Origin of the sequence: Tsukamurella strandjordii (assembly GCF_039525985.1) — a bacterium.
Classification (GTDB): Bacteria; Actinomycetota; Actinomycetes; order Mycobacteriales; family Mycobacteriaceae; genus Tsukamurella; species Tsukamurella strandjordii.
The window spans coordinates 200,247-219,279 of the sequence record NZ_BAAAII010000006.1 but is presented as its reverse complement, the minus strand read 5'-3'; the positions used below and the strand labels follow the sequence as shown (position 1 = coordinate 219,279).

General features: G+C 70.1%; 23 protein-coding genes. 8 read left to right on the top strand and 15 right to left on the bottom strand.

Annotation, left to right across the window (positions count from 1 at the left end; all coding sequences use genetic code 11):
* Position 1 precedes the first annotated feature (1 nt).
* Together ABD108_RS12310 and ABD108_RS12305 are read right to left on the bottom strand one after the other, a co-directional pair.
* The gene (locus ABD108_RS12310; protein ID WP_343930436.1) at positions 2 to 1,468 is read right to left on the bottom strand and encodes a cytochrome P450; all 1,467 of its coding nucleotides are present in this window, start codon (positions 1,466 to 1,468) and stop codon (positions 2 to 4) included.
* A gap of 61 nt (positions 1,469 to 1,529) precedes the next feature.
* Positions 1,530 to 1,682 carry a hypothetical protein gene (locus ABD108_RS12305; protein WP_220659428.1) on the bottom strand — a complete coding sequence of 51 codons (153 nt, stop codon included), beginning with the start codon at positions 1,680 to 1,682 and terminating at the stop codon, positions 1,530 to 1,532.
* A 175-nt stretch (positions 1,683 to 1,857) separates the two neighbouring features.
* On the opposite strand from ABD108_RS12305, the gene ABD108_RS12300 reads away from it, so the two are divergent.
* Positions 1,858 to 3,021, top strand: coding sequence for a sensor histidine kinase (locus ABD108_RS12300; RefSeq protein WP_343930435.1), 1,164 nt, complete (start codon positions 1,858 to 1,860; stop codon positions 3,019 to 3,021).
* Complete coding sequence (locus tag ABD108_RS12295; RefSeq protein WP_220659430.1) at positions 3,018 to 3,686, top strand: response regulator transcription factor; 669 nt, start codon at positions 3,018 to 3,020, stop codon at positions 3,684 to 3,686. The genes ABD108_RS12300 and ABD108_RS12295 overlap by 4 nt, the downstream gene beginning before the upstream one ends.
* Before the next feature lie 6 nt (positions 3,687 to 3,692).
* On the opposite strand, the gene ABD108_RS12290 is transcribed toward ABD108_RS12295, so the two are convergent.
* Complete coding sequence (locus ABD108_RS12290) at positions 3,693 to 4,484, bottom strand: crotonase/enoyl-CoA hydratase family protein (protein ID WP_220659431.1); 792 nt, start codon at positions 4,482 to 4,484, stop codon at positions 3,693 to 3,695.
* A 101-nt stretch (positions 4,485 to 4,585) separates the two neighbouring features.
* Here ABD108_RS12290 and ABD108_RS12285 point away from each other — a divergent pair, with 101 nt between their 5' ends.
* Together ABD108_RS12285 and ABD108_RS12280 are read left to right on the top strand one after the other, a co-directional pair.
* The gene (locus tag ABD108_RS12285; RefSeq protein WP_220659432.1) at positions 4,586 to 5,176 is read left to right on the top strand and encodes an HhH-GPD-type base excision DNA repair protein; all 591 of its coding nucleotides are present in this window, start codon (positions 4,586 to 4,588) and stop codon (positions 5,174 to 5,176) included.
* The gene (locus ABD108_RS12280; RefSeq protein ID WP_220659433.1) at positions 5,173 to 5,841 is read left to right on the top strand and encodes a hypothetical protein; all 669 of its coding nucleotides are present in this window, start codon (positions 5,173 to 5,175) and stop codon (positions 5,839 to 5,841) included. Before ABD108_RS12285 ends, ABD108_RS12280 begins: the two co-directional genes overlap by 4 nt.
* A 6-nt stretch (positions 5,842 to 5,847) precedes the next feature.
* Here the strand turns inward: ABD108_RS12280 and ABD108_RS12275 are convergent, their stop codons facing one another.
* From ABD108_RS12275 to ABD108_RS12250, 6 genes are all read right to left on the bottom strand, one after another.
* Positions 5,848 to 6,531 carry a hypothetical protein gene (locus ABD108_RS12275; protein WP_305111533.1) on the bottom strand — a complete coding sequence of 228 codons (684 nt, stop codon included), beginning with the start codon at positions 6,529 to 6,531 and terminating at the stop codon, positions 5,848 to 5,850.
* Between the two features lie 41 nt (positions 6,532 to 6,572).
* Positions 6,573 to 6,896, bottom strand: a complete 324-nt coding sequence (locus ABD108_RS12270; RefSeq protein WP_220659435.1) for a hypothetical protein — start codon at positions 6,894 to 6,896, stop codon at positions 6,573 to 6,575.
* An 83-nt stretch (positions 6,897 to 6,979) separates the two neighbouring features.
* A complete protein-coding gene (locus ABD108_RS12265) occupies positions 6,980 to 7,255 on the bottom strand; it encodes a DUF3618 domain-containing protein (protein WP_305111531.1) in 276 nt (91 codons plus the stop codon).
* An 18-nt stretch (positions 7,256 to 7,273) separates the two neighbouring features.
* Positions 7,274 to 8,245: a PE-PPE domain-containing protein gene (locus ABD108_RS12260; RefSeq protein WP_305111530.1), complete on the bottom strand. Its 972-nt coding sequence runs from the start codon at positions 8,243 to 8,245 to the stop codon at positions 7,274 to 7,276.
* 107 nt (positions 8,246 to 8,352) lie between these two features.
* A complete protein-coding gene (locus tag ABD108_RS12255; protein WP_343930434.1) occupies positions 8,353 to 9,156 on the bottom strand; it encodes an Fpg/Nei family DNA glycosylase in 804 nt (267 codons plus the stop codon).
* The gene (locus ABD108_RS12250; RefSeq protein ID WP_220659439.1) at positions 9,157 to 9,639 is read right to left on the bottom strand and encodes a ribose-5-phosphate isomerase; all 483 of its coding nucleotides are present in this window, start codon (positions 9,637 to 9,639) and stop codon (positions 9,157 to 9,159) included.
* Positions 9,640 to 10,091: 452 nt separating this feature from the next.
* On the opposite strand from ABD108_RS12250, the gene ABD108_RS12245 reads away from it, so the two are divergent.
* Positions 10,092 to 11,093, top strand: a complete 1,002-nt coding sequence (locus ABD108_RS12245; protein ID WP_343930643.1) for a M48 family metallopeptidase — start codon at positions 10,092 to 10,094, stop codon at positions 11,091 to 11,093.
* Between the two features lie 71 nt (positions 11,094 to 11,164).
* Here ABD108_RS12245 and ABD108_RS12240 read toward each other — a convergent pair whose 3' ends face one another.
* Positions 11,165 to 11,797, bottom strand: coding sequence for a mycothiol-dependent nitroreductase Rv2466c family protein (locus tag ABD108_RS12240; protein WP_220659440.1), 633 nt, complete (start codon positions 11,795 to 11,797; stop codon positions 11,165 to 11,167).
* Between the two features lie 157 nt (positions 11,798 to 11,954).
* Between ABD108_RS12240 and pepN the strand changes: the two genes are divergently transcribed.
* Entirely contained in the window at positions 11,955 to 14,522 is a 2,568-nt protein-coding gene (pepN, locus tag ABD108_RS12235) for an aminopeptidase N (protein ID WP_343930433.1), read from the top strand.
* 59 nt (positions 14,523 to 14,581) lie between these two features.
* On the opposite strand, the gene ABD108_RS12230 is transcribed toward pepN, so the two are convergent.
* A complete protein-coding gene (locus tag ABD108_RS12230) occupies positions 14,582 to 15,043 on the bottom strand; it encodes a nuclear transport factor 2 family protein (protein ID WP_220659442.1) in 462 nt (153 codons plus the stop codon).
* Between the two features lie 99 nt (positions 15,044 to 15,142).
* Between ABD108_RS12230 and ABD108_RS12225 the strand changes: the two genes are divergently transcribed.
* Positions 15,143 to 15,463: a YchJ family protein gene (locus ABD108_RS12225; protein ID WP_343930432.1), complete on the top strand. Its 321-nt coding sequence runs from the start codon at positions 15,143 to 15,145 to the stop codon at positions 15,461 to 15,463.
* A 56-nt stretch (positions 15,464 to 15,519) separates the two neighbouring features.
* Here ABD108_RS12225 and ABD108_RS12220 read toward each other — a convergent pair whose 3' ends face one another.
* From ABD108_RS12220 to ABD108_RS12205, 4 genes are all read right to left on the bottom strand, one after another.
* Positions 15,520 to 16,002, bottom strand: coding sequence for a DUF5130 domain-containing protein (locus tag ABD108_RS12220; RefSeq protein ID WP_220659443.1), 483 nt, complete (start codon positions 16,000 to 16,002; stop codon positions 15,520 to 15,522).
* Entirely contained in the window at positions 15,989 to 16,243 is a 255-nt protein-coding gene (gene ctaJ / locus ABD108_RS12215; RefSeq protein ID WP_220659444.1) for an aa3-type cytochrome oxidase subunit CtaJ, read from the bottom strand. The genes ABD108_RS12220 and ctaJ overlap by 14 nt, the downstream gene beginning before the upstream one ends.
* Before the next feature lie 63 nt (positions 16,244 to 16,306).
* Positions 16,307 to 16,894 (bottom strand): HNH endonuclease, encoded by a 588-nt coding sequence (locus ABD108_RS12210; protein ID WP_220659445.1) that lies wholly within the window; start codon positions 16,892 to 16,894, stop codon positions 16,307 to 16,309.
* Between the two features lie 143 nt (positions 16,895 to 17,037).
* Positions 17,038 to 18,489, bottom strand: a complete 1,452-nt coding sequence (locus tag ABD108_RS12205; protein ID WP_343930431.1) for a sensor domain-containing diguanylate cyclase — start codon at positions 18,487 to 18,489, stop codon at positions 17,038 to 17,040.
* A gap of 79 nt (positions 18,490 to 18,568) precedes the next feature.
* On the opposite strand from ABD108_RS12205, the gene ABD108_RS12200 reads away from it, so the two are divergent.
* Complete coding sequence (locus ABD108_RS12200; RefSeq protein ID WP_220659447.1) at positions 18,569 to 18,973, top strand: globin; 405 nt, start codon at positions 18,569 to 18,571, stop codon at positions 18,971 to 18,973.
* Positions 18,974 to 19,033: the final 60 nt, after the last annotated feature.

Here is a 19,033-nt window from a genome sequence, read left to right as displayed (position 1 = left end):
GTCAGCGCCGCGCCACCGCCGTCACCAATCCCCCGTCGCCCGGGATCATGGTGACGTTGCGGTGCTGCGGGCGCTCCGGAGCCGCATCGGTCATCGCGAGATCGGTGCGCGTGAGGATCTCGGTGACGACCACGCGCAGTTCGGCGAGTGCGAGACCGGCGCCGAGGCACCGCCGGTTGCCGCCGCCGAAGGGCATCAGCCGCTGCGGCGACGGGCGGACGCCGAGGAACCGCTCGGGGTCGAAGGCGAAGGGCCGCGGGTACAGGTCGTCGCGGTGGTGCAGCAGCAGGATCGACACCAGCGCCACGATGCCCTCGTCCACCGCCCACGGGCCGAACCGCCAGGGGGCCAGCAGCTCCCGCGCGACTGCGGGGACCACCGGGCGGCTGCGCATCGACTCGTTGAGCAGCGCGTCGATATAGGCCTCGTCGCCGGTGCGTGCCGCCTCGACGGCGCGCGCGTACACCTCGGGATTGCGCGTGAGCCGCTCGAAGGTCCACGCCACGCTGTTCGAGGTGGTCTCGTGGCCGGCGAGCACGAGGGTCAACAACTCATCGCGGATCTCGCTGTCCGACAGCGGCGCACCGTTGTCTCCACGTGACGCCATGAGCACGGTGAGGATGTCGCTGCGTCCGGCGCCGTCGGCACCGTCGGCCCCCTCGCGGCGGCGCTCGGCGATCACCGCGTAGATCGCCCGATCGAGCGGGCGGAGCACCAGCTTGAGCACACCGCGCGGTTCGGGACTGCGGGCGTTGAGCAGTTGGACGAGCGGAGCGAACTTCTTCGTCGACAGCCGCAGCAGACGCACCATCGCCGTGCGGACCGCCGTCTCGGCCCTCGTCGCGGACGAAGCCCCCTCGATCCCGAAGACGGCGGACATGATCACGTCCAGGGTGATCGCCTGGCCGATATCGGCCAGGGCCACCGGCTCCCCGGGAAGCCACTCGTCGATCCGATGGGCGGTGGCCTCCTCGATCCGCTGCTGATAGGCGGTCACGGCACGGCCGTGGAACTGCGGCAACAGCAGTCCGCGTTGTTGTTTGTGCCGGGCGCCGATCGAGGTGAGCACCGAATCCGGGCCGATGATGGGGCGCAGCGGCGAGAATCGCGTGGCCGACGGCGCGAGATCGGGAGCGGACATCACCGACGCGATATGGGCCGGGTTGGAGAGGAACACGGCCCGGCCCGGCCCTCCGAGGAAGTCCGCCCGATAGACCTCGCCGAGGCGGGCGGTGCTGCGGAACATCAGGTCACCCTCGCGGAGCACGAATCCGACCGAGGTCCGCACCGCGTCGCCCGCGACGCGCGGCGCCGGTGCCAGGCCGGCGATCGATTCGAGCGGGCCGGCCTCGTCCGCCGTTTCGCCGGACGACCGGATACCGCTCGCGGCGTCCGCCGGACGGAGGTGCCACGCGTACTCGGGGATGCCGAGTGAGCGAGTCATGGTGCGGGTGAGCGTCGTGGTCATCGAAGGTCCTCCTGCGTCGATTGTGCGGAACGCCGTCGTTCCGCGGGGCGGCTCCGGCGGATCAGACCAGGAGTCCGCGTGCGCCACGCGCACCCGAATCCCGTTCCCCCTGAGCCCGGTGCCGGTCCCGCGCGCGGAAGTCGAGTCCGTCGCTGTCGTGGGTCAACCACGCCAGCACGACGATGAAGGCGACGATGAGATAGACAGTGAGCATCTCCGACTCCGTTCCTGAGCCCGCGGTCTGTGTTCGCGGTCACATTCGACGCTATCGACCGTGCCCGTGCAGGTCAGCGTGCTCAGGGAGGAACTCGGCATCCGTCCTGAGGAGGGGACGAAGATCCGCCCCAGGACGGGCGACGGAGCTTGCACCGGAGGCTACGATCCATCGCATGCGCGGGCTGAGATGGCTGGAGGCGCGGTACCGCACGGTGCTGGCCCGGCTCGGCTACGAGTACCCGCCGTACTACATGCTGATCACCGAGTCGGCGATGGTGGCGCTGACCATCGGTGCCGCGGTACCCCGATTCCTCGCCGGACCGCAGGGGCAGCAATGGATCTGGCTGATCGCCGCGGTCGTACTGTCGGCCGCGCACATGGAGGCCGCACTGATCCGCGCCGGAACCGTGTCGATCACCGCCCACACCGCGGTCACCATCGCCACCTCAGCCCTGTTCTGGACGGTGTACACCCCGTACGACGTGGTCCCGCTCATCGTTGTGCTCGGCATGACCCAGGTGGCCGCGGTCTCGCGGTCGAGGACCACGGCGCTGCACCTCATCGCGTACGAGGCGTTGGTCCTCGGCGCCGGACTCACCGGGGCGATCCACCAGGCCTGGCTCATCGGATTCACCGTCGCGTTCGGCGCCGCCGTCGGCCGACTGCTGCAGAACCAGCTGCTGCTCCTGCGGGCCGAACGCGATGCGCAGGCCGCACGGATCTCGCTGGACCGAGCGACGATCGCCGGCGAGGTGCACGACGTGGTCGCGCACTCACTCGCCGTGGTCCTGCTCAACGTCACGGCCGCCCGGCGGTCCCTCGAAGCCGACGACGACCGCGACGAGGCCGTCGATGCGCTGCGCGACGCCGAGACGCAGGGCCGCACCGCGATGAACGACATCCGCCGCACGATCGAGCTGCTCCGCACCGAGGGCAGTGACGCCGCACAGCCCGGGATCGCCGACATCCCCGAACTGGTCGCCTCCTACGAACGCGCCGGTCTGCCGGTGGAACTCGACCTCCTGGCACCCGCCGATCCGCTGCCGGCGAGCAGCGGCCTCGCCGCCTTCCGCGTGGTCCAGGAGTCGCTCGCCAACGCCGTGAAACACGCCCCGGGCGCCCGAGTGGACGTCGCCGTCGCTCCCGAGCCGGGGCGGGGTGTCTCGATCCGGGTCAGCTGTCCCGTGCCCGACGGTGCGCGGCGCTCCCCCGGCGGCTCGGGCCTGGCGGGAATGCGTGCCCGGGTGGAGAGCGCGGGCGGCACGCTCGAAGCGGGTCCCGTGCACGGAATCTGGCTGGTGGCCGCCACCTTCCCGACGGCCGAGGAGAACCGATGACCGACGAGCCGATCCGGCTGGTGCTGGTGGACGATCAGGACCTAGTGCGCGTGGGCCTGCGCCGGATCCTGCGGCGGCGCGACGGCTTCGAGGTGGTCGCCGAATGCGCCGACGGCGATGAGGTTCCCGACGCCGTGGCCGCAGCGCGGCCCGATGTGGTGCTCATGGATCTTCGGATGAAGCGCACCAGCGGTATGGAGGCCACTCGGCGGCTGGCCGCGCAGGTGGACGCGCCGCCGGTGCTGGTGCTCACCACGTTCCGCGACGACGACCTGCTCTCGTCCGCGCTCCGGGCGGGGGCCGCGGGATTCGTGCTGAAGGACTCACCCGCGGAGGAGCTGATCCGAGCGGTCCGGCTGGTCGCGGCGGGCGAGGCCGTCCTCGACCCCGCCGTCACCGGCCGGGTCCTGCAGACCTACCGCGCCGCACAGGAATCCGACACCACCCCGCCCACGGCGCCGGATCCGCTCACCGCCCGGGAGGCCGATGTGCTGGCGCTCGTCGGCCGCGGTCTCTCGAACGACGACATCGCCGCCGAGCTGGTGATCTCGATCGTGACCGTGAAGAGCCACATCGGATCGATCTTCACCAAGCTCGGCGTGCGCAACCGCGCGGAGGCCATCGTGTGGGCCTTCGACAACGGCGTGGTCCGGCCGCGCGGCTGAGCGGGATCAGGACCGCTCGACGAAGTCCGGCTTCTCCTTCTTGATCGCCGCGTTCCGGGCGATCGCGTGGTTCTTGCCGCGCAGCAGACCCAGCTGCAGCGCCTGCTCCACCGGGAAGGACAGCCGCGAGCCGCTGTACCAGGTGTTCTCGAACAGCGCCTTGGAAGCGGCGACCGCATCGGGCGACCGCTCCTTGAGCTTCGCGATGAGCGCGAGGGCGTCCTTCATCGGATCGGCGGAGACGCCGGTCACCAGACCCCACTCGAGCGCCTGCTTCGCGGTGAACATCTCACCGGTCATGGTGAGCCGCTTCGCGAGATCGATCGTGGTGAGCTGCGCGATCGACGCCGACAGCGACATGTCGGGGATCAGGCCCCACTTCGCCTCGAGGATCGAGAAATCGGATTCGCTCGATGCGAACCGGAAGTCCGCGCCCAGCGCGATCTGCAGGCCGCCGCCGTAGCAGTGCCCGCGCACCACGGCGATCACCGGCGCCGGCACGCTGCGCCACGCCCAGCCCGCGGCCTGGAAGTTGTTCGCGGCCGAGATGCGCTTGGGCACGAAGTTCATGAACAGGCGACGCTGCTCCTTGCCTGCCGAGGCGAAGTCCAGACCGGAGCTGAACGAGCTGCCCTCGCCGCTGATCACCACGGCGCGCAGCGAGCGGTCGTTCTTCGCGCGATCAGCCGCCTTCGCCAGATCGTCGATCATGTCCAGGGTGAGGCCGTTGTGCTTCTCGGGGCGGTTGAGTCGCACGTAGGCGACCTCGTCGCGCACCTCGTAGTCGATGTCCGACATTCGCTTCTCCTCGATTCCTCGTCATGCGTCCCGATATGGAAGCAGCCTATCCGCCGCGTTGGTCCGCGTACGGGAAGGCGCGGCTCGGTAAACTCGGCGGCATGGCCGTCACCTTGCACATCACGGGGGAACCCGAGTCGGACGCCGTCCTCTCCGAGTACCCGTTCGCGCTGCTCGCGGGCATGCTGCTGGATCAGCAGTTCCCCATGGAGCGGGCCTTCGCCGGTCCGTGGAAGGTGCTCGACCGCTTCGGCAGCATCGATCCGAGGGACATCGCTGCAGCGGATCCGGTCCGATTCGAGGAACTGTGCACCACGCCCCCGGCGATCCACCGGTACGGCCGGGCCATGGCCGCGCGGCTGCAGGCGCTGGCACAGATCGTGGTGGACGAGTACGACGGCGAGGCCGAACGCATCTGGACCGAGGCGAAGTCGGGAGACGATCTCGTCAAACGGGTCGAGGCCCTGCCCGGGTTCGGCGCGCAGAAGGCGAAGATCTTCGCCGCCCTCGTCGGCAAGCAGTTGGGTGTGAAGCCCCGTGGCTGGGCCACGGCGGTGGGCGACTACGGCAAGGCCGGGTACCGCTCGGTGGCCGATGTGGTGGACGGCGAGTCGCTTCAGAAGGTGCGCACGCACAAGAAGGAGATGAAGGCCGCCGCGAAGAAGGCCGCGAGCGAGAAGGCAGGGGCATGACCGGACCGGGTAACCAGAACGATCCGCGGTACGAATCGGGTCAGGCGTACTCACAGGCGATTCCGCTGCCGACACCCCCGCGCGGCCCGGCCGCTCCCGGCGCGGTACCCGGAGCTCCGCCGCCGCCCCCGCAGAAGCCGAACTCGGGCCGCAACGTGATCGTGGGTCTGGTCGCGGCGGCCGCCGTCGTCGCACTCACCGCGGCGATCGTGGTGGCGGCGCTGTTGAGCGGCTCGAAGGACGGCGACGACAAGAAGGCCGCACCCGCCTCGAACAACAGCGCCCCCGCACAGTTCCGCCCCAACGACTGCCTCTACGACGTGCCGGAATCGCCCAAGGTCGGGAACTGCGACGACGGCGGGTCCCCGTACAAGGTGACGCAGGTGATGCCGGTCGGCGAGAAGTGCCAGGAGAAGCAGGCCTCGTTGCCCGACGGCAAGCGCTGGTACTGCCTGACACCCAATCTCAATGTGAACTACTGCTACACGACCCCGGTGCAGGGGACGTGGATCAAGGCCGCACCGCGGTGCGGCGAGCCCGGCACCATCGCGGTGGTCTCCGTGGTCCCCGGATTCAAGGACCCGAAGCGGTGCTCGGCCGGCGGCGACGTGGTGTACACCTTCGATGAGCCCGTCTACACGGTATGCGCGAAGTCCTACACGTGACGCGCGTCAGTGGTCGCCGGCGTCGCGGACGTCGGTGACCTCGATCTCGGCGACCTCGGCGTCCACGACAGCGGCGGGCCGCGCCCGTCGCGGCGGCTGACCGGCGGCCCGCGCCACCTCGCTGGCGGTGCGCAGCGCGAACTTCGGCAGGCTCGAGAGCAGATCGCCCACCGGTTCGGCGACGGTGTTGGCGGCACCGACCACGCCCTCGATGTCGACGATCCGCTGATTCATCGCCGAGATCGTGGGGGTGAGGCGGTTGAGTGCGTCGGTCATATCGGCGAGCCGCTGCATCACACCGTCCTCCGCGGTGAAGGTCTCCACGATGCCGCCCTCGCGGGTGGCCCGGTCGAGCGGTCCGCCGGGCTTGATCACCCGGTCCACCGGGCCGTCCTCGTCGAACAGGTCCGCCACGCGATGACCGGCCCCCTGCTCACCGACCAGCCGGTCGATCGCGCCGCCCGCGCTCAGCAGGTCGGACATGCGGTGCACGATGAACGGAACCCGCTGGACCGCGGTCACGATGTTCTCGTGGCGCACGTCCTTGTCCGCCTCGGGATCGAGCCGATCTGCGGCCATGCCCACCACATCGCGGGCCATCGCGGCGGTCTGCTCGGCGGCGGCCAGGCCCAGACCCGCCGCGGCGAGGCCAAGACGGGCCGGTGCCGCCAGCACCTTCGGAATCTCCATGGATCCAGAGTAGCGCCGGTCTCGGGCGAGGCGGCGGCGTCTCAGACGCCGGGGGTCGGGCTCACCACGTAGGTGACATCTCCGGCGTTCGAGGAGATGGCCACAGTGAAGCCGCGGCCGCGGTACACCGCGCCCACCGCGCCGGCGTCGAGGGGCACGTTCGGGGCGACCGGCGCCAGACCGGCGTCGAGCAGGGCACGGGAACCGGCGATGGTGTCGTCACCCGCCACGGTGATCCGCCACATCACGTGGCCCACCTCGATGGTCTCGGCCTTGCGGATCTCCCCCACCACCGGGACCTGGCCTGCGGGGTAACCGTCGGGAAGGCGGGTGGGGCCGCTCGTCGGCTCGCTGCACCCCGCCACTAGGACGGAGACGACAAGGGCGGCGCCGATACCGGCACCGCCCTTGATCGCTGTCCTGCCGGGCCGGGCCCGGATCGCGCGGATCAGATCGAGATCTTCCCGTCGGCCAGCGCGCGGATGATCTTCTTCTCGCGACGGCCGCGCTTGAACCGCGATCCCACGGCGAGCACGGCGAGCAGCGCCACCCCGGCGGCCGCGGCCAGCACGGGCGGCTTGGTCAGCGTGGAGACCACCGACTGCTGCGCCTGGGCGGCCAGCTTCTTGGGGTCCGCGCGCTCACCCAGCTGATCCAGCGTCGCCGCCAACTGCTCACGGGCGCGCTCGATGTCGCGCTCGATGCTCTCGGTGTCACGTGCCACGAGCTTCAACCTCCGGGGTCAGCCTGCTTCGGAATACTTCTCCGACAATAGACCAGCACGCTCGTCCGCACCGCTGCGCGGGGCCCGGATCGCAAAGGTCGCCTGCACCTGCAGCCACTGGGCCAGCAGCTCACAGCCCGTCAGCTGGTAGTCCTCGTGGCGCAGCCGGGTCAGCGGTTCGGTCGCGTACGCCACGTGCCTGCTGCCGCGCAGGTTGTAGTCCCGGCCCCGGAACTTCACCCGTGGCAGGTACCCGAGGATCTCGCGACCGGCGGTGCGCAGCCGGACCACATCACGGCGCCACTGCTGCGAACCGAACGCGGTGCGCGTGGCGTTCTGGAACTTGTCGCCGAGGTAGCCGCCGAGCGCCCGCGGGGCCCAGGTCGCCAGATCCCGCAGTGTGAGCAGTGCGGTCGCGTCGGCGATATCGCGGACGAAGGAGTCGATGCTGGCATTGCAGATCACGTCCTGCGGATGCGAGATCCACTGCACCGGAAAGTCATCCGGGATGGGCGGACCGTCGCCCGCCACCCCTGATCCGGCGAGCGCGGGGTCACTGCCCCGGGGGCGTTCGGGGTCGGAGACCAGGCCCGCCGCCGCCACGTTCGGCGCGACGAGTTCGCCGGTGGCCAGTGCGCCCAGCACCCGACGCACCACGGTGCAGCCCTGCGAGTAGCCGATCAGCGCGACCGGCCCATCGGTCTCGGCGATCGCGGCGGTGAGCCGCTCGACGCCGATCGCCACCGACTCGGCGAAGGAGATGCCGTCCCGGGCGGGGACCGGACCGTACGAGGCCGGATAGCCCACCCAGCGGGCGGCGAAGCGTTCGTCGAGCTCGGCGACCACGTGGCTGAGCATGCCGGTGACCTCGGTACGGACGTCGTCGATCGCCGACTCGCCCGTCCCGCCGACCGCGAGCACGGTGATCTCCGCCCGGCCCGGGCTTGCCAGGTGCCGAGCCTGCTTGGTGGGAACGGTGACCGCGTCCATGACTCCGACTCTTGTCGGCCCACCTGAACGGGGCCTGAAGAAGCAGTTAAGGAATCCGTGATGTGTCGCAGATAACAGTGCAGGTCACAGGCTCGACGGCGGCACAGTCAGGACTGACAGGTGGGACACCAGTAGAGGTTGCGGGCCTCCATCGTCGCGGTGCGCACCGGCGTTCCGCACACCCGGCAGGGCTCGCCGGTGCGCCGGTAGACGTAGGTCCTGGGGCGGTCGGGCGCGTACGAGGGTGCGCCGTGGTCGTCCTCGGCGCGCACCACGTGCATCCGCCCGCGCTCGACGCCGATCGGCATGAGGGCCACCAGGTCGGCCCAGATCCCGTCGAACTCGTCGCGGGACAGGCTCCGGCCCTCGCGGTGCGGGTCGATGCCGGCGCGGTAGAGCACCTCGGCCCGGTAGACGTTCCCGACGCCCGCGAGCACCTTCTGGTCCATGAGCAGTGCCCCGATCGGGCGGCGGGAGCGGCTGATCGGCCGCCACGCGTCGTCGGGATCGGACTCGGCGCGCAGCGGGTCGGGCCCGAGGCGGGCGAGCACATCGTCGACCTGCTCCTCCGAGACGAGCTGGCACGCCGTGGGCCCGCGCAGGTCGGTGCCGCCGTTCGGCCCGACGATGCGCATGCGCACCTGGCCGACCGGAGCGGGCGCGGCACCGTCGATCAGGTCGAACTCGGTGAAGGAGCCGTACAGCCCCAGGTGCACGTGCACGATCGCGCCACCGGCATAGCGGTGCCACAGGTGCTTGCCCCAGGAGTCGGCGCGTTCGAAGACGCGGCCGTCGAGTCGGGCGGCCTCCGGGGCGAATCGCCCCTGGGGGCTGGAGACGTGAACGCCCTCGCCCGCGAACAATGCGTCGTGGGCGAGGGCGAGCCGATGGAGTGTGTGCCCCTCGGGCAATTAGGCCTCGGGCGAGCCGGGAACGGCCGGCGCGACACCGGTCCGCTCGTACTCGGAGAGGATGTCGATGCGGCGCTGGTGGCGCTCCTCGTCCGACCACGGGGTGGCGAGGAAGGCGTCCACGATGGCAAGGGCCTCGTCGACACTGTGCATGCGGCCGCCCAGGCCGATCAGCTGCGCGTTGTTGTGCTGGCGCGCCAGCTGCGCGGTCTCCACGCTCCACGCCAGCGCGCAGCGCGCCCCGGGGACCTTGTTCGCGGCGATCTGCTCGCCGTTGCCGCTGCCGCCGAGCACGATGCCGAGGCTGCCCGGATCGGCGACGACGCGCTTGGCCGCATCGATGCAGAACGCAGGGTAGTCGTCGAGGGCGTCGTAGGTGTGGGCACCGCAGTCGACCACCTCGTGGCCGGCGTCGGTCAGGTGCTGAGCGATCTGGGACTTGAGTTCGAATCCGGCGTGGTCGCCGCCGAGGTAAACGCGCATGAATACAAGTTTTGCACGCGTCGCCTTAGCGCTCGACGGCGGCACAGCCTAGATTCGATGGCATGGATGACAGCACCGAGCAGACCCCGGGCGGGAAACCGGACGACGGTTCCGCCCCCACCGAGTCCGCCCGCAGCACCGGCTCCGCCTTCGGAACGGACTCGACGAGCATGCCCGCCACCGGCACGTTCCCGGTCGTCCAGCCGAGCGGCACCGGTGGGACCGACGCCGGATCGGACGCCACCACCGCGGCCTTCCCCGCGGCGGACTTCCCCACCGAGCAGCACAGCAACGTGCCGCACCACGCGCTGCCGCATCTCGGTGCGCACGATCCGGCGGTCACCGCCGGGCACACGCAGGGCACCGTCCCGCCGCAGTACCCGGGCGGCCCCGTCGCCCCCGCGTACCAGCCGCCGCGCTACGCGGACGCGCCCCGCCGACACCCGGGTGAGATCCCGCTGCTGATCCTGGTGATCCTCACGACCGCTGTGATCTACGTGGGCTCGCTGGTCCTGGTGCTGCTCGGTTCGCTGAGCTCGTACGCGCTGGTGGTGCTCGCACTCCCGCTGATCCTGTTCATCGGCCGAGGCCTGAACTGGGCCAGCCCGCGCGTGCAGGGCATTCAGATGACGCCCACGCAGTTCCCCGAGGGCTATCAGATCGTGCGCGACGCCGCGGCCCGCTACGGCCTGCGCGAGGTGCCCGACGCCTTCGTGGTGATCGGCAACGGCCAGATCAACGCCTTCGCCTCCGGCCACACCTTCCGCCGGTTCGTGGTGGTCTACAGCGACCTGTTCGAGATCGGCGGCAAGGCCCGCGACCCCGAGGCCCTCGCGTACATCATCGGCCACGAGGTGGGCCACATCGCCGCCGGCCACGTGTCCTACTGGCGGCAGATCGGCTCGTTCGCGATGAGCTACCTCCCCGTGATCGGTCCGGCGCTGTCCCGCTCGCAGGAGTACACCGCCGACAACTACGGCTACTTCAACCAGCCCTCGGGCGTCACCGGCGGCATGGGTCTGCTGGGCGCCGGCAAGTACCTCGGCAAGCAGATCGACTTCGATCAGCTCGCCGACCGGGCCACCACCGACCGCGGCTTCTTCACCTGGCTGGTGAACCTCATGGCCTCGCACCCGGTGCTCACCTGGCGCGCCGCCGCGCTGCGCAACCGCACCAAGGCGGGGTCGCTGTTCTTCGCCCCGGGCCAGACGGTCCGCGGGGTCGGCGGCGGCGCCGTGGTCCCCTCGGGTCCCGTGCCCACGTTCAACACGCAGGAGGTGCTGGCGCCGGCACCCGGCCAGCAGCCGGCGCACCAGCTGCCGCCCGGCGGGCACCCGGCACACGCGCTGCCGCCCCATCAGGGACAGGTCCCGCAGGGGCAGGTCCCGCCCCAGCAGGGCCCGGATCAGACCCCTCCGACGCCGCCGGCTCCCCCGGCGCCGCCCGCGTCCTAGCGGCGACACACGAAACCCCCGGTTCACGGTCGAACCGGGGGTTTCGTCGTCGTACGGCCGATCGTCGGGGGTCAGTCGAACTGCGGGTCCTCGTGACGAGTGCGCTTCAGCTCGAAGAAGTGCGGGTAGCTCGCCAGCAGAACCGTTCCGTCCCACACCTTTCCGGCGACCTCACCGCGCGGAATGCGCGAGAGCACGGGGCCGAAGAAGGCGACGCCGTTGACGTGGATCGTCGGCGTGCCCACATCGGGCCCCACCTTGTCCATGCCCGCGTGATGGCTGGCGCGCAGGGCCTCGTCGTACTCGGTGCTCGTCGCCGCCTCCGCGAGGTCGGGCTCCAGACCCGCCTCGGCGAGCGACTCGGCGATGATCGCTGCGTTGTCCTTCTCACCGCGATTGTGGATACGGGTGCCGAGCGCGGTGTACAGCGGCGCGAGCACCTGATCGCCGTGCCGCTGGGCGGCGGCGATCAGGACGCGCACCGGGCCCCACGCCGTCGTCATCAGCTCGCGGTAGATCTCCGGCAGGTCGTCGCGGCCCTCATTGAGCACGGCGAGACTCATCACGTGGAAGTTCACGTCGATGTCGCGGACCTTCTCGACCTCCAGGATCCAGCGGGAGGTGATCCAACACCACGGACACAGCGGGTCGAACCAGAAGTCGACGCGGTCCCGGGACGGGGTGGTCGGGGCGGTTTCTGTCACGGATTCTCCTAGGGCGAACGGATTCGACGGCACCTCTTGCACTACGTCCAACGCACGGCACCCCCAACCGCTTCCCGCGCACGCGCACGACGGTGCGAGGTGGCATTGTGGAGCCGAGCCGAAGTAGTCCGTGTACGAGCATGAAGGAGCGTCGCCCTTGTCCGCCCCCAATCTCACCCAGGTCCAGGCCGCCGAGCGCGCGAGCATCATCGATGTGGCCCGCTACGCCATCGACCTCGACCTCACCGACGGGTCGAACTCCCCCGGTACCGGCACCTTCGGTTCCACGACCACGATCACCTTCGGCGCCACGGCCGGGGCCGAGACCTTCATCGATCTGATCGCCTCGGACGTGACCGCCACGCTCAACGGGGCACCGGTGGACGTTTCCGGCTACACCGAGGAGCAGGGCCTGCGCCTGACCGGTCTGGCGGAGCAGAACGAGCTCGTGGTCTCCGGCCGGTTCCACTACTCGAACACCGGCGAGGGCCTGCACCGCTTCACCGATCCGACCGACGATGCGGTGTACCTGTACTCGCAGTTCGAAACCGCCGACGCCAAGCGGATGTTCGCGTGCTTCGACCAGCCCGACCTCAAGGCCGTCTTCGACGTGACGGTCACGGCGCCGTCGTCCTGGACCGTGGTGAGCAACGGCGCCGAGTCCGCCACGGCGACGCTCGCCACCGGGGCGCAGCGGTGGACCTTCGTGACCACGGAGCCGATGTCGACCTACCTGGTGGCCCTCATCGCCGGACCGTACGCGGTGTGGAAAGACGCGTACACCGACGAGCACGGCACCATCGACCTGCGGCTGTTCTGCCGCGCGAGCCTCGCCGAGCACATGGACCCGGAGCGGCTGTTCACCGAGACCAAGCAGGGTTTCGGCTTCTACCACAAGAACTTCGGCATCCCCTACGCCTTCGGCAAGTACGACCAGCTGTTCGTGCCCGAGTTCAACGCGGGCGCGATGGAGAACGCGGGCGCCGTGACCTTCCTGGAGGACTACGTCTTCCGCTCGAAGGTCACGCGGTACCTGTACGAGCGGCGCTGCGAGACCGTGCTGCACGAGATGGCGCACATGTGGTTCGGCGACCTGGTGACCATGCGCTGGTGGGACGACCTGTGGCTGAACGAGTCGTTCGCGACCTTCGCCTCGGTGCTCAGCCAGGCGGAGGCTACCGAGTACACCTCCGCGTGGACCACCTTCGCGAACGTCGAGAAGTCGTGGGCCTACCGGCAGGACCAGCTCCCGTCGACGCACCCCGTGGCCGCGGACATCCCGGACCTGCAGGCCGTCGAGGTCAACTTCGACGGCATCACCTACGCCAAGGGCGCCTCGGTGCTCAAGCAACTCGTCGCGTACGTGGGCCTCGATCCCTTCCTGGCCGGCCTGCGCGCCTACTTCGCCGAGCACAAGTTCGGCAACGCCACCTTCGACGACCTGCTGCGGGCACTGGAGGCCTCGTCCGGCCGCGATCTGTCCGGCTGGGGTGCGCAGTGGCTCAAGACCACCGGCATCAACATCCTGCGCCCGGACTTCGAGCTGGACGATCAGGGCCGGTTCACCCGGTTCACCATCGTCCAGGAGGGCGCGCAGCCCGGTGCCGGCGAGACCCGCACGCACCGTCTGGCCGTGGGCGTGTACGCCGATCAGGGCGGCAAGCTGGTGCGCACGAAGCGGGTCGAGCTCGACGTCGAGGGCGAGCGCACCGATGTGGCCGAGCTGGTGGGCGTTGACCGGGGCGAGCTGGTGCTGATCAACGACGACGATCTGACCTACTGCTCGGTGCGGCTGGACCCGGTGTCGCTGGCCACGGTCACGAACCGGATCGCCGATATCGCCGATTCGCTCCCCCGCACCCTGGGCTGGTCGGCCGCGTGGGAGATGACTCGGCAGGCCGAGATGAAGGCCCGCGATTTCGTGACGCTGGTGCTGGGCGGCATCGGCGCCGAGACCGAGGTCGGAGTGGTGCAGCGCGTGGTGCTGCAGGCCCAGACCGCCGTCGAGTCGTACGCCGATCCGGCCTGGTCCGCGGCGGAGGGGCGGGACCGCCTGGCCTCGGGCCTGCTCCAGCTGGCCCGCGATGCGGAGGCCGGTTCCGACTTCCAGCTGGCCTTCGTCAACGCGCTCGCCACCTCGGCGCTGGGCACCGACCAGGTGCAGGTGCTGCGGTCGCTGTTCGACGGTGCCGATCCCGCCTCGGTGGGGCTCGCGGGACTGTCGGTGGATACGGATCTGCGCTGGCGGCTGGTGAACGCTCTGGCGCGCTCGGGTGCGCTCACGGCCGATGAGATCGAGGCCGAGGTGCTGCGCGATCCCACGGCGGCCGGTGAGCGGGCGGCGGCGACCGCGCTGGCGGCGCGTCCGGACGGCCGGGTCAAGGAGGAGGCCTGGGAGAAGGTCTTCGGCGACGATTCGATCTCCAACACCATGACGCGCGCGATCTCCGCGGGCATCGCGGCACCGGGGCAGGCCGAGCTGCTGGCCCCGTTCACCGCGCGCTACTTCGCCGCGATCGACGAGGTGTGGAGCCGCCGGTCGTCCGAGGTGGCGCAGACCGTGGTGATCGGCCTGTACCCCAGCTGGGACATCTCCGACGGTGCCGTGGCCGCCGCCGACGCGTGGCTGGCCGGGGAGCACCCGTCGGCGCTGCGCCGTCTGGTTCTGGAGGGCCGCGACGGCGTCGTCCGGTCGCTGCGGGCGCGGGCCTTCGACGCCGGCTGATCCACGCGACGCCGCGGCCCCCGGAATCGAATCGATTCCGGGGGCCGCGGCCGTCGGGGTCAGCTGATGAACGGGTGTCCGCTCACCGTCTTGCCCGGATCGTCCTGGATCACGTCCCAGTGCTCGACGATCTTGCCGTTCTGAACGCGGAAGATGTCGGCGACGGCCTGCGCCTTGCCGTCGTAGACGGACTTCGCGTAGACCACCACGATGTCGCCCTCGGCCACGATCCGCACGATGCTGGACTTGTACTTCGGGTCGGCGACCACGGGGCCGAGCACCTTGACGAAGGCCTCGCGGCCGTCGGCGACCTCGGGGTTGTGCTGGATGTAGGTGTCGCCGATGTAGCGCTGCGCGGCCCCGGCGATGTCCTTGTTGACGAAGCCCTCGGTGTAGAAGGCGGTGACCACCTGCTTCGGCGTCGTGGGGGCCGCCGTTGCCGGCGCCGCGGCGAACAGGAGGGCGCCGATGGCCAGCAGGGCGGCGATCGCGGTGCGCAGACCGCGTCGGATCTCGGTCATGAATCCACCAATCATTGAAGGTTCAAGTATCACTGTCATCGAACCACCAGCGGACGCGAGCCCACAAGGTGATCCCGCCGACAGCGGTAGGCTGCCGCCGTGACCGACACCCCACCCCGCACAGCCGAGGCACTCATGCGTTCGCGGTTCGCCGCCTTCCGCGACGGCGATGTGCAGTGGCTCCTCGCGTCCTGGCACCCCGATACCCGCCCGCGGGATCTCACGCTCGACGAGGACCGCACCTGGCGCGGCCTGCAGATCGTGGACACCGTGGCGGGCACCGAGGACGATGCCGAGGGCATCGTCGAATTCCGTGCCACCTTCCTCGAGGACGGTGGGCTGGGCGTACTGCACGAGCGATCGCGTTTCGTCCGCGAGGACGGACGCTGGTTGTACGTCGACGGCACCTTTCCGGACTGACCGCGCACACGGAAGAGCCCCGGACCGATGTGGTCCGGGGCTCTTCGCGAAGCGGGTTACGCCGTGGGCGGCTTCACGGCCGAAGCCATGACGCGCAGGGCGGCGATGAGGCCGTCGATCAGGTCGCCCTTCTGGAAGGGCGGGATCGCGGCGGTCACACCGAGCTGGGCGACCTTGTCGCCGAGGCGGTCGGCTACCTCGCGGCCCGTGACGACCACGATGTCCTTGGTGTTCGGCGACACCGCGATCAGTGCGCCGTACTCGGGCTCGGGTGCCTGCCGCAGCACGGCCTCGGCGCCGGCGTGGATGTCGTCACCCAGGTCGCCGATGTACACCGAGAAGCGGGCCTTGGCGTCGCGGGTGGCGCGGATCAGTGCCTCGTCGAGGCCGATCAGCTCCTCGCGGGAGAAGGGCGGATTGCTCGGGCTGTTGCCGGCCTGACGGGCCGCCGAGATGCGTCCGCTCGACGTAACGACCGTGCCCATGGGCAGGTCCGACGAGGGAACGGCGACAGCGTTGCCGTGATCACCACTTGCCACTTGCGGCACCTCCGATCAGGTTCTCGTCCGCACCGTCGTGATGCGCACCGTACGGGGCCACGGGGGCCTCGTCGACGGCGCTGAACAGCAGGGGCTCGCGCGTCCACGGCTCGCCCAGCTTGTACTCACCCGGCTGCTGGTACTTCTCGTTGCGACCGGTCGCCATCGAGATCACCGTGAGAAGGACGATCACGATCGTGGCGATCACCGTGATCGTGCCGACGATGTTGAGGATGCTCACCTCAGCCCCTTTCCTGCCGCCGAGGCACCCGGCGGCGTGCGGTCATTCGTGAATCAACTTAGCCTATGCCGCATCCAGGTCGAGATACCGACTCCACATCGGGTCGACCTCTTTGAGCGTCGAGAGCAGCCGCCAGTGCCGCCCCTGCGGTGCACGCGGCTCCGTGCGCAGGGTCCAGCCCAGCTCGGAGAGCAGGCGGTCGGCCTTGCGGTGGTTGCACGAGGCGCAGCAGGCCACGCAGTTCTCCCAGCCGTGGCCTCCCCCGCGCGATCGCGGGTGCACGTGATCGATGGTGTCGGCCTTGCCGCCGCAGTAGCCGCACCGGAACCGGTCTCGATGCATCAGCGCGGCACGCGTCATCGGCACCTGCGCCCGGTACGGCACCCGCACATAGGTGCGCAGCCGGATCACCGAGGGCACAGACAAGGAACGGTCCGCTGAATGCACCAGCGGACCGTTCGGATCGTCATGGACCACGTCGGCCCTATCCCTGAGCATGAGGACTATCGCCCGCCGCATCGAGACCGCGGTCAGTGGCTCGTAGGTGGCGTTGAGGAGCAGGACGCGCCGCTTACCCCACGCCGTGCGATCGGGGCGGGAGTCGGCGAGCGCCGTCGTCGCGGTGACACCCGCGCCGTGCGTTCGCTTCATCGACTCTCCTCACGTCTGTCACGGCCCCGCCGCACCCGGCGGAGTCGCCGTAAGTAGTGCACCACGCCGACGGCGGTTCCGCACGCTGATTTCGGCGCATTTCCCCGGGCGAACAGGCGGACGGACGGTGAACGACGGGTGACCTAGTCCGCGACGACGCGGTTCCGGCCCGCGGCCTTGGCCTGGTACAGCCGACGGTCCGCCTCGCGCAACAGCAGGCCCGGTGTGGTGGCGGCGGCCGGTCCGGACGCTCCGCCGCAGCTCACCGTGACCGGTCGCGAACCGTCGTGCGCGAGCCCGAGCTCGAGCACCGCGGCGCGGATGGTCTCGAGGACCGCTGCGAAATCGAGTTCTCCCACCATGATCAGTGCCAGTTCGTCGCCGCCGTAGCGGGCCGCGATGTCGCCGCCGTTCATCGGTACCCGCGCCACCACCGAGGCGAGCTGCCGCAGCGCCCGGTCACCCGCGGTATGGCCGTGGGTGTCGTTGTAGCGCTTGAAGTCGTCGACATCGATGAGGGCGAGGTGCACGTCCTGGCCGGTGGCACCGGCCGAATGCCAGGCGGCGCTGAGCGCCCGGGTGAATCCGCGGCGATTGGCGATGCCCGTGAGGTCGTCGATCTCCGCGAGCCGCTCCAGTTCCAGCGCCTCCCGCTCGACCCGGCGCCGTTCGGCGACCTCGGCGCTGATGTCGGCGGAGACGCCCACCATCCGCAGGATCCTGCCGCGGGGGTCGCGTTCGATGACGCGTCCCCGGCCGCGCACCCAGAGCCACTCGCCGGAGCGGGTGCGCAACCGGTGCTCGCAGGAGTACTCGGGGCTCTCGCCGCGCATGTGGCTGCTCATCGCCATCAGTGCCGCCTCGAGATCATCGGGATGCACCCGGCTCTCCCATTCCCGTGCGCTGTCGCCGACCTCGTCCTCCTCGTAGCCGAGCATCGTCTTCCACCGGGAGGAGTAGAAGACGGCGCCGGTCGCCAGGTCCCAGTCCCAGATCCCGTCGCCCGAGCTGTCGACGGCCACCTGCCAGCGGGCCTCGGCGCGCGCGAGTGCTTCCGCCGAACGCCAGGTCTCGGTGACATCGCGGGAGACGCCGATCAGGCCGATGATGCGGCCGAAGGGGTCGCGGTAGGGCGCCTTGAGGGAGCGGTAGATCCGCCATTGTCCGCCGATCAACCCTTCCTCGTGGATCTCCAGCGGCATCCCGGTCGTGATGACGCGCTGGTCGTTGGCCCGGAGTTGCTCGAAGGTCTCCGGGGCGAAGAAGCCGCTGTCGTCGTGTCCGAGGACCTCGGAGATCGGCCGGTCGGTGGCCTGCACCACCTCGAGCGCGGCGGCGTTGAGGAAGAGGTACTTGCCCTCGGTGTCCTTGACGTACAGGGAATCGGGCGCGGCGTCGGCGATCGCCTGGACGTGGCGCAGGCGGCGCAGGTCCGCCATATCGGCGGTCGAGTCCACCGCCGCGCTGAGGGAGTCCACCAATCGACGCAGCCGAGCGATCTCGGCGAGCGCCTCCTCGAGGCCGACGGCACCGTCGCCGACGCCATCGCGAGCGGTGTCCCGCTCGCGATCAGCACCTGCTTCGGATTCCTTCACGGCTCGACAGCGTAATCCTGTGTTGTGAGCCTGCAACAGCGGAGCGGGGCGCATCGTCGGCCGTGCGAGACTGGAGGGTGTGAGCAGCCCCAGCCAACCGACCTTCTACGACGCCGTCGGCGGAGCCGAGACCTTCCGCGACCTGATTCACCGGTTCTACGTGGAGGTGGCCGCGGACGAGCTCCTGCGGCCGCTGTACCCGGAGGAGGATCTGGGGCCCGCGGAGGACCGCCTGCGCATGTTCTTCGAGCAGTACTGGGGCGGTCCGCGCACGTACTCCGAGCGCCGGGGGCACCCGCGGCTGCGGATGCGCCACGTGCCCTTCCGGATCACCGAACTCGAGCGCGATGCATGGCTGCGGTGCATGGACGTGGCGATCGCGTCGATCGGCGACGACCGCATGGACCCGTCCCGCAAGCAGGAGCTCAGGGCCTACTGTGAAATGGCTGCCCAGATGCTCGTGAACACCCCGATGGGCGCCTGAGCGGCCCACCCGAAGGCCCAGCACGATTCCCGGCTCACCCGTCCGGGAAGAACGAGGAGT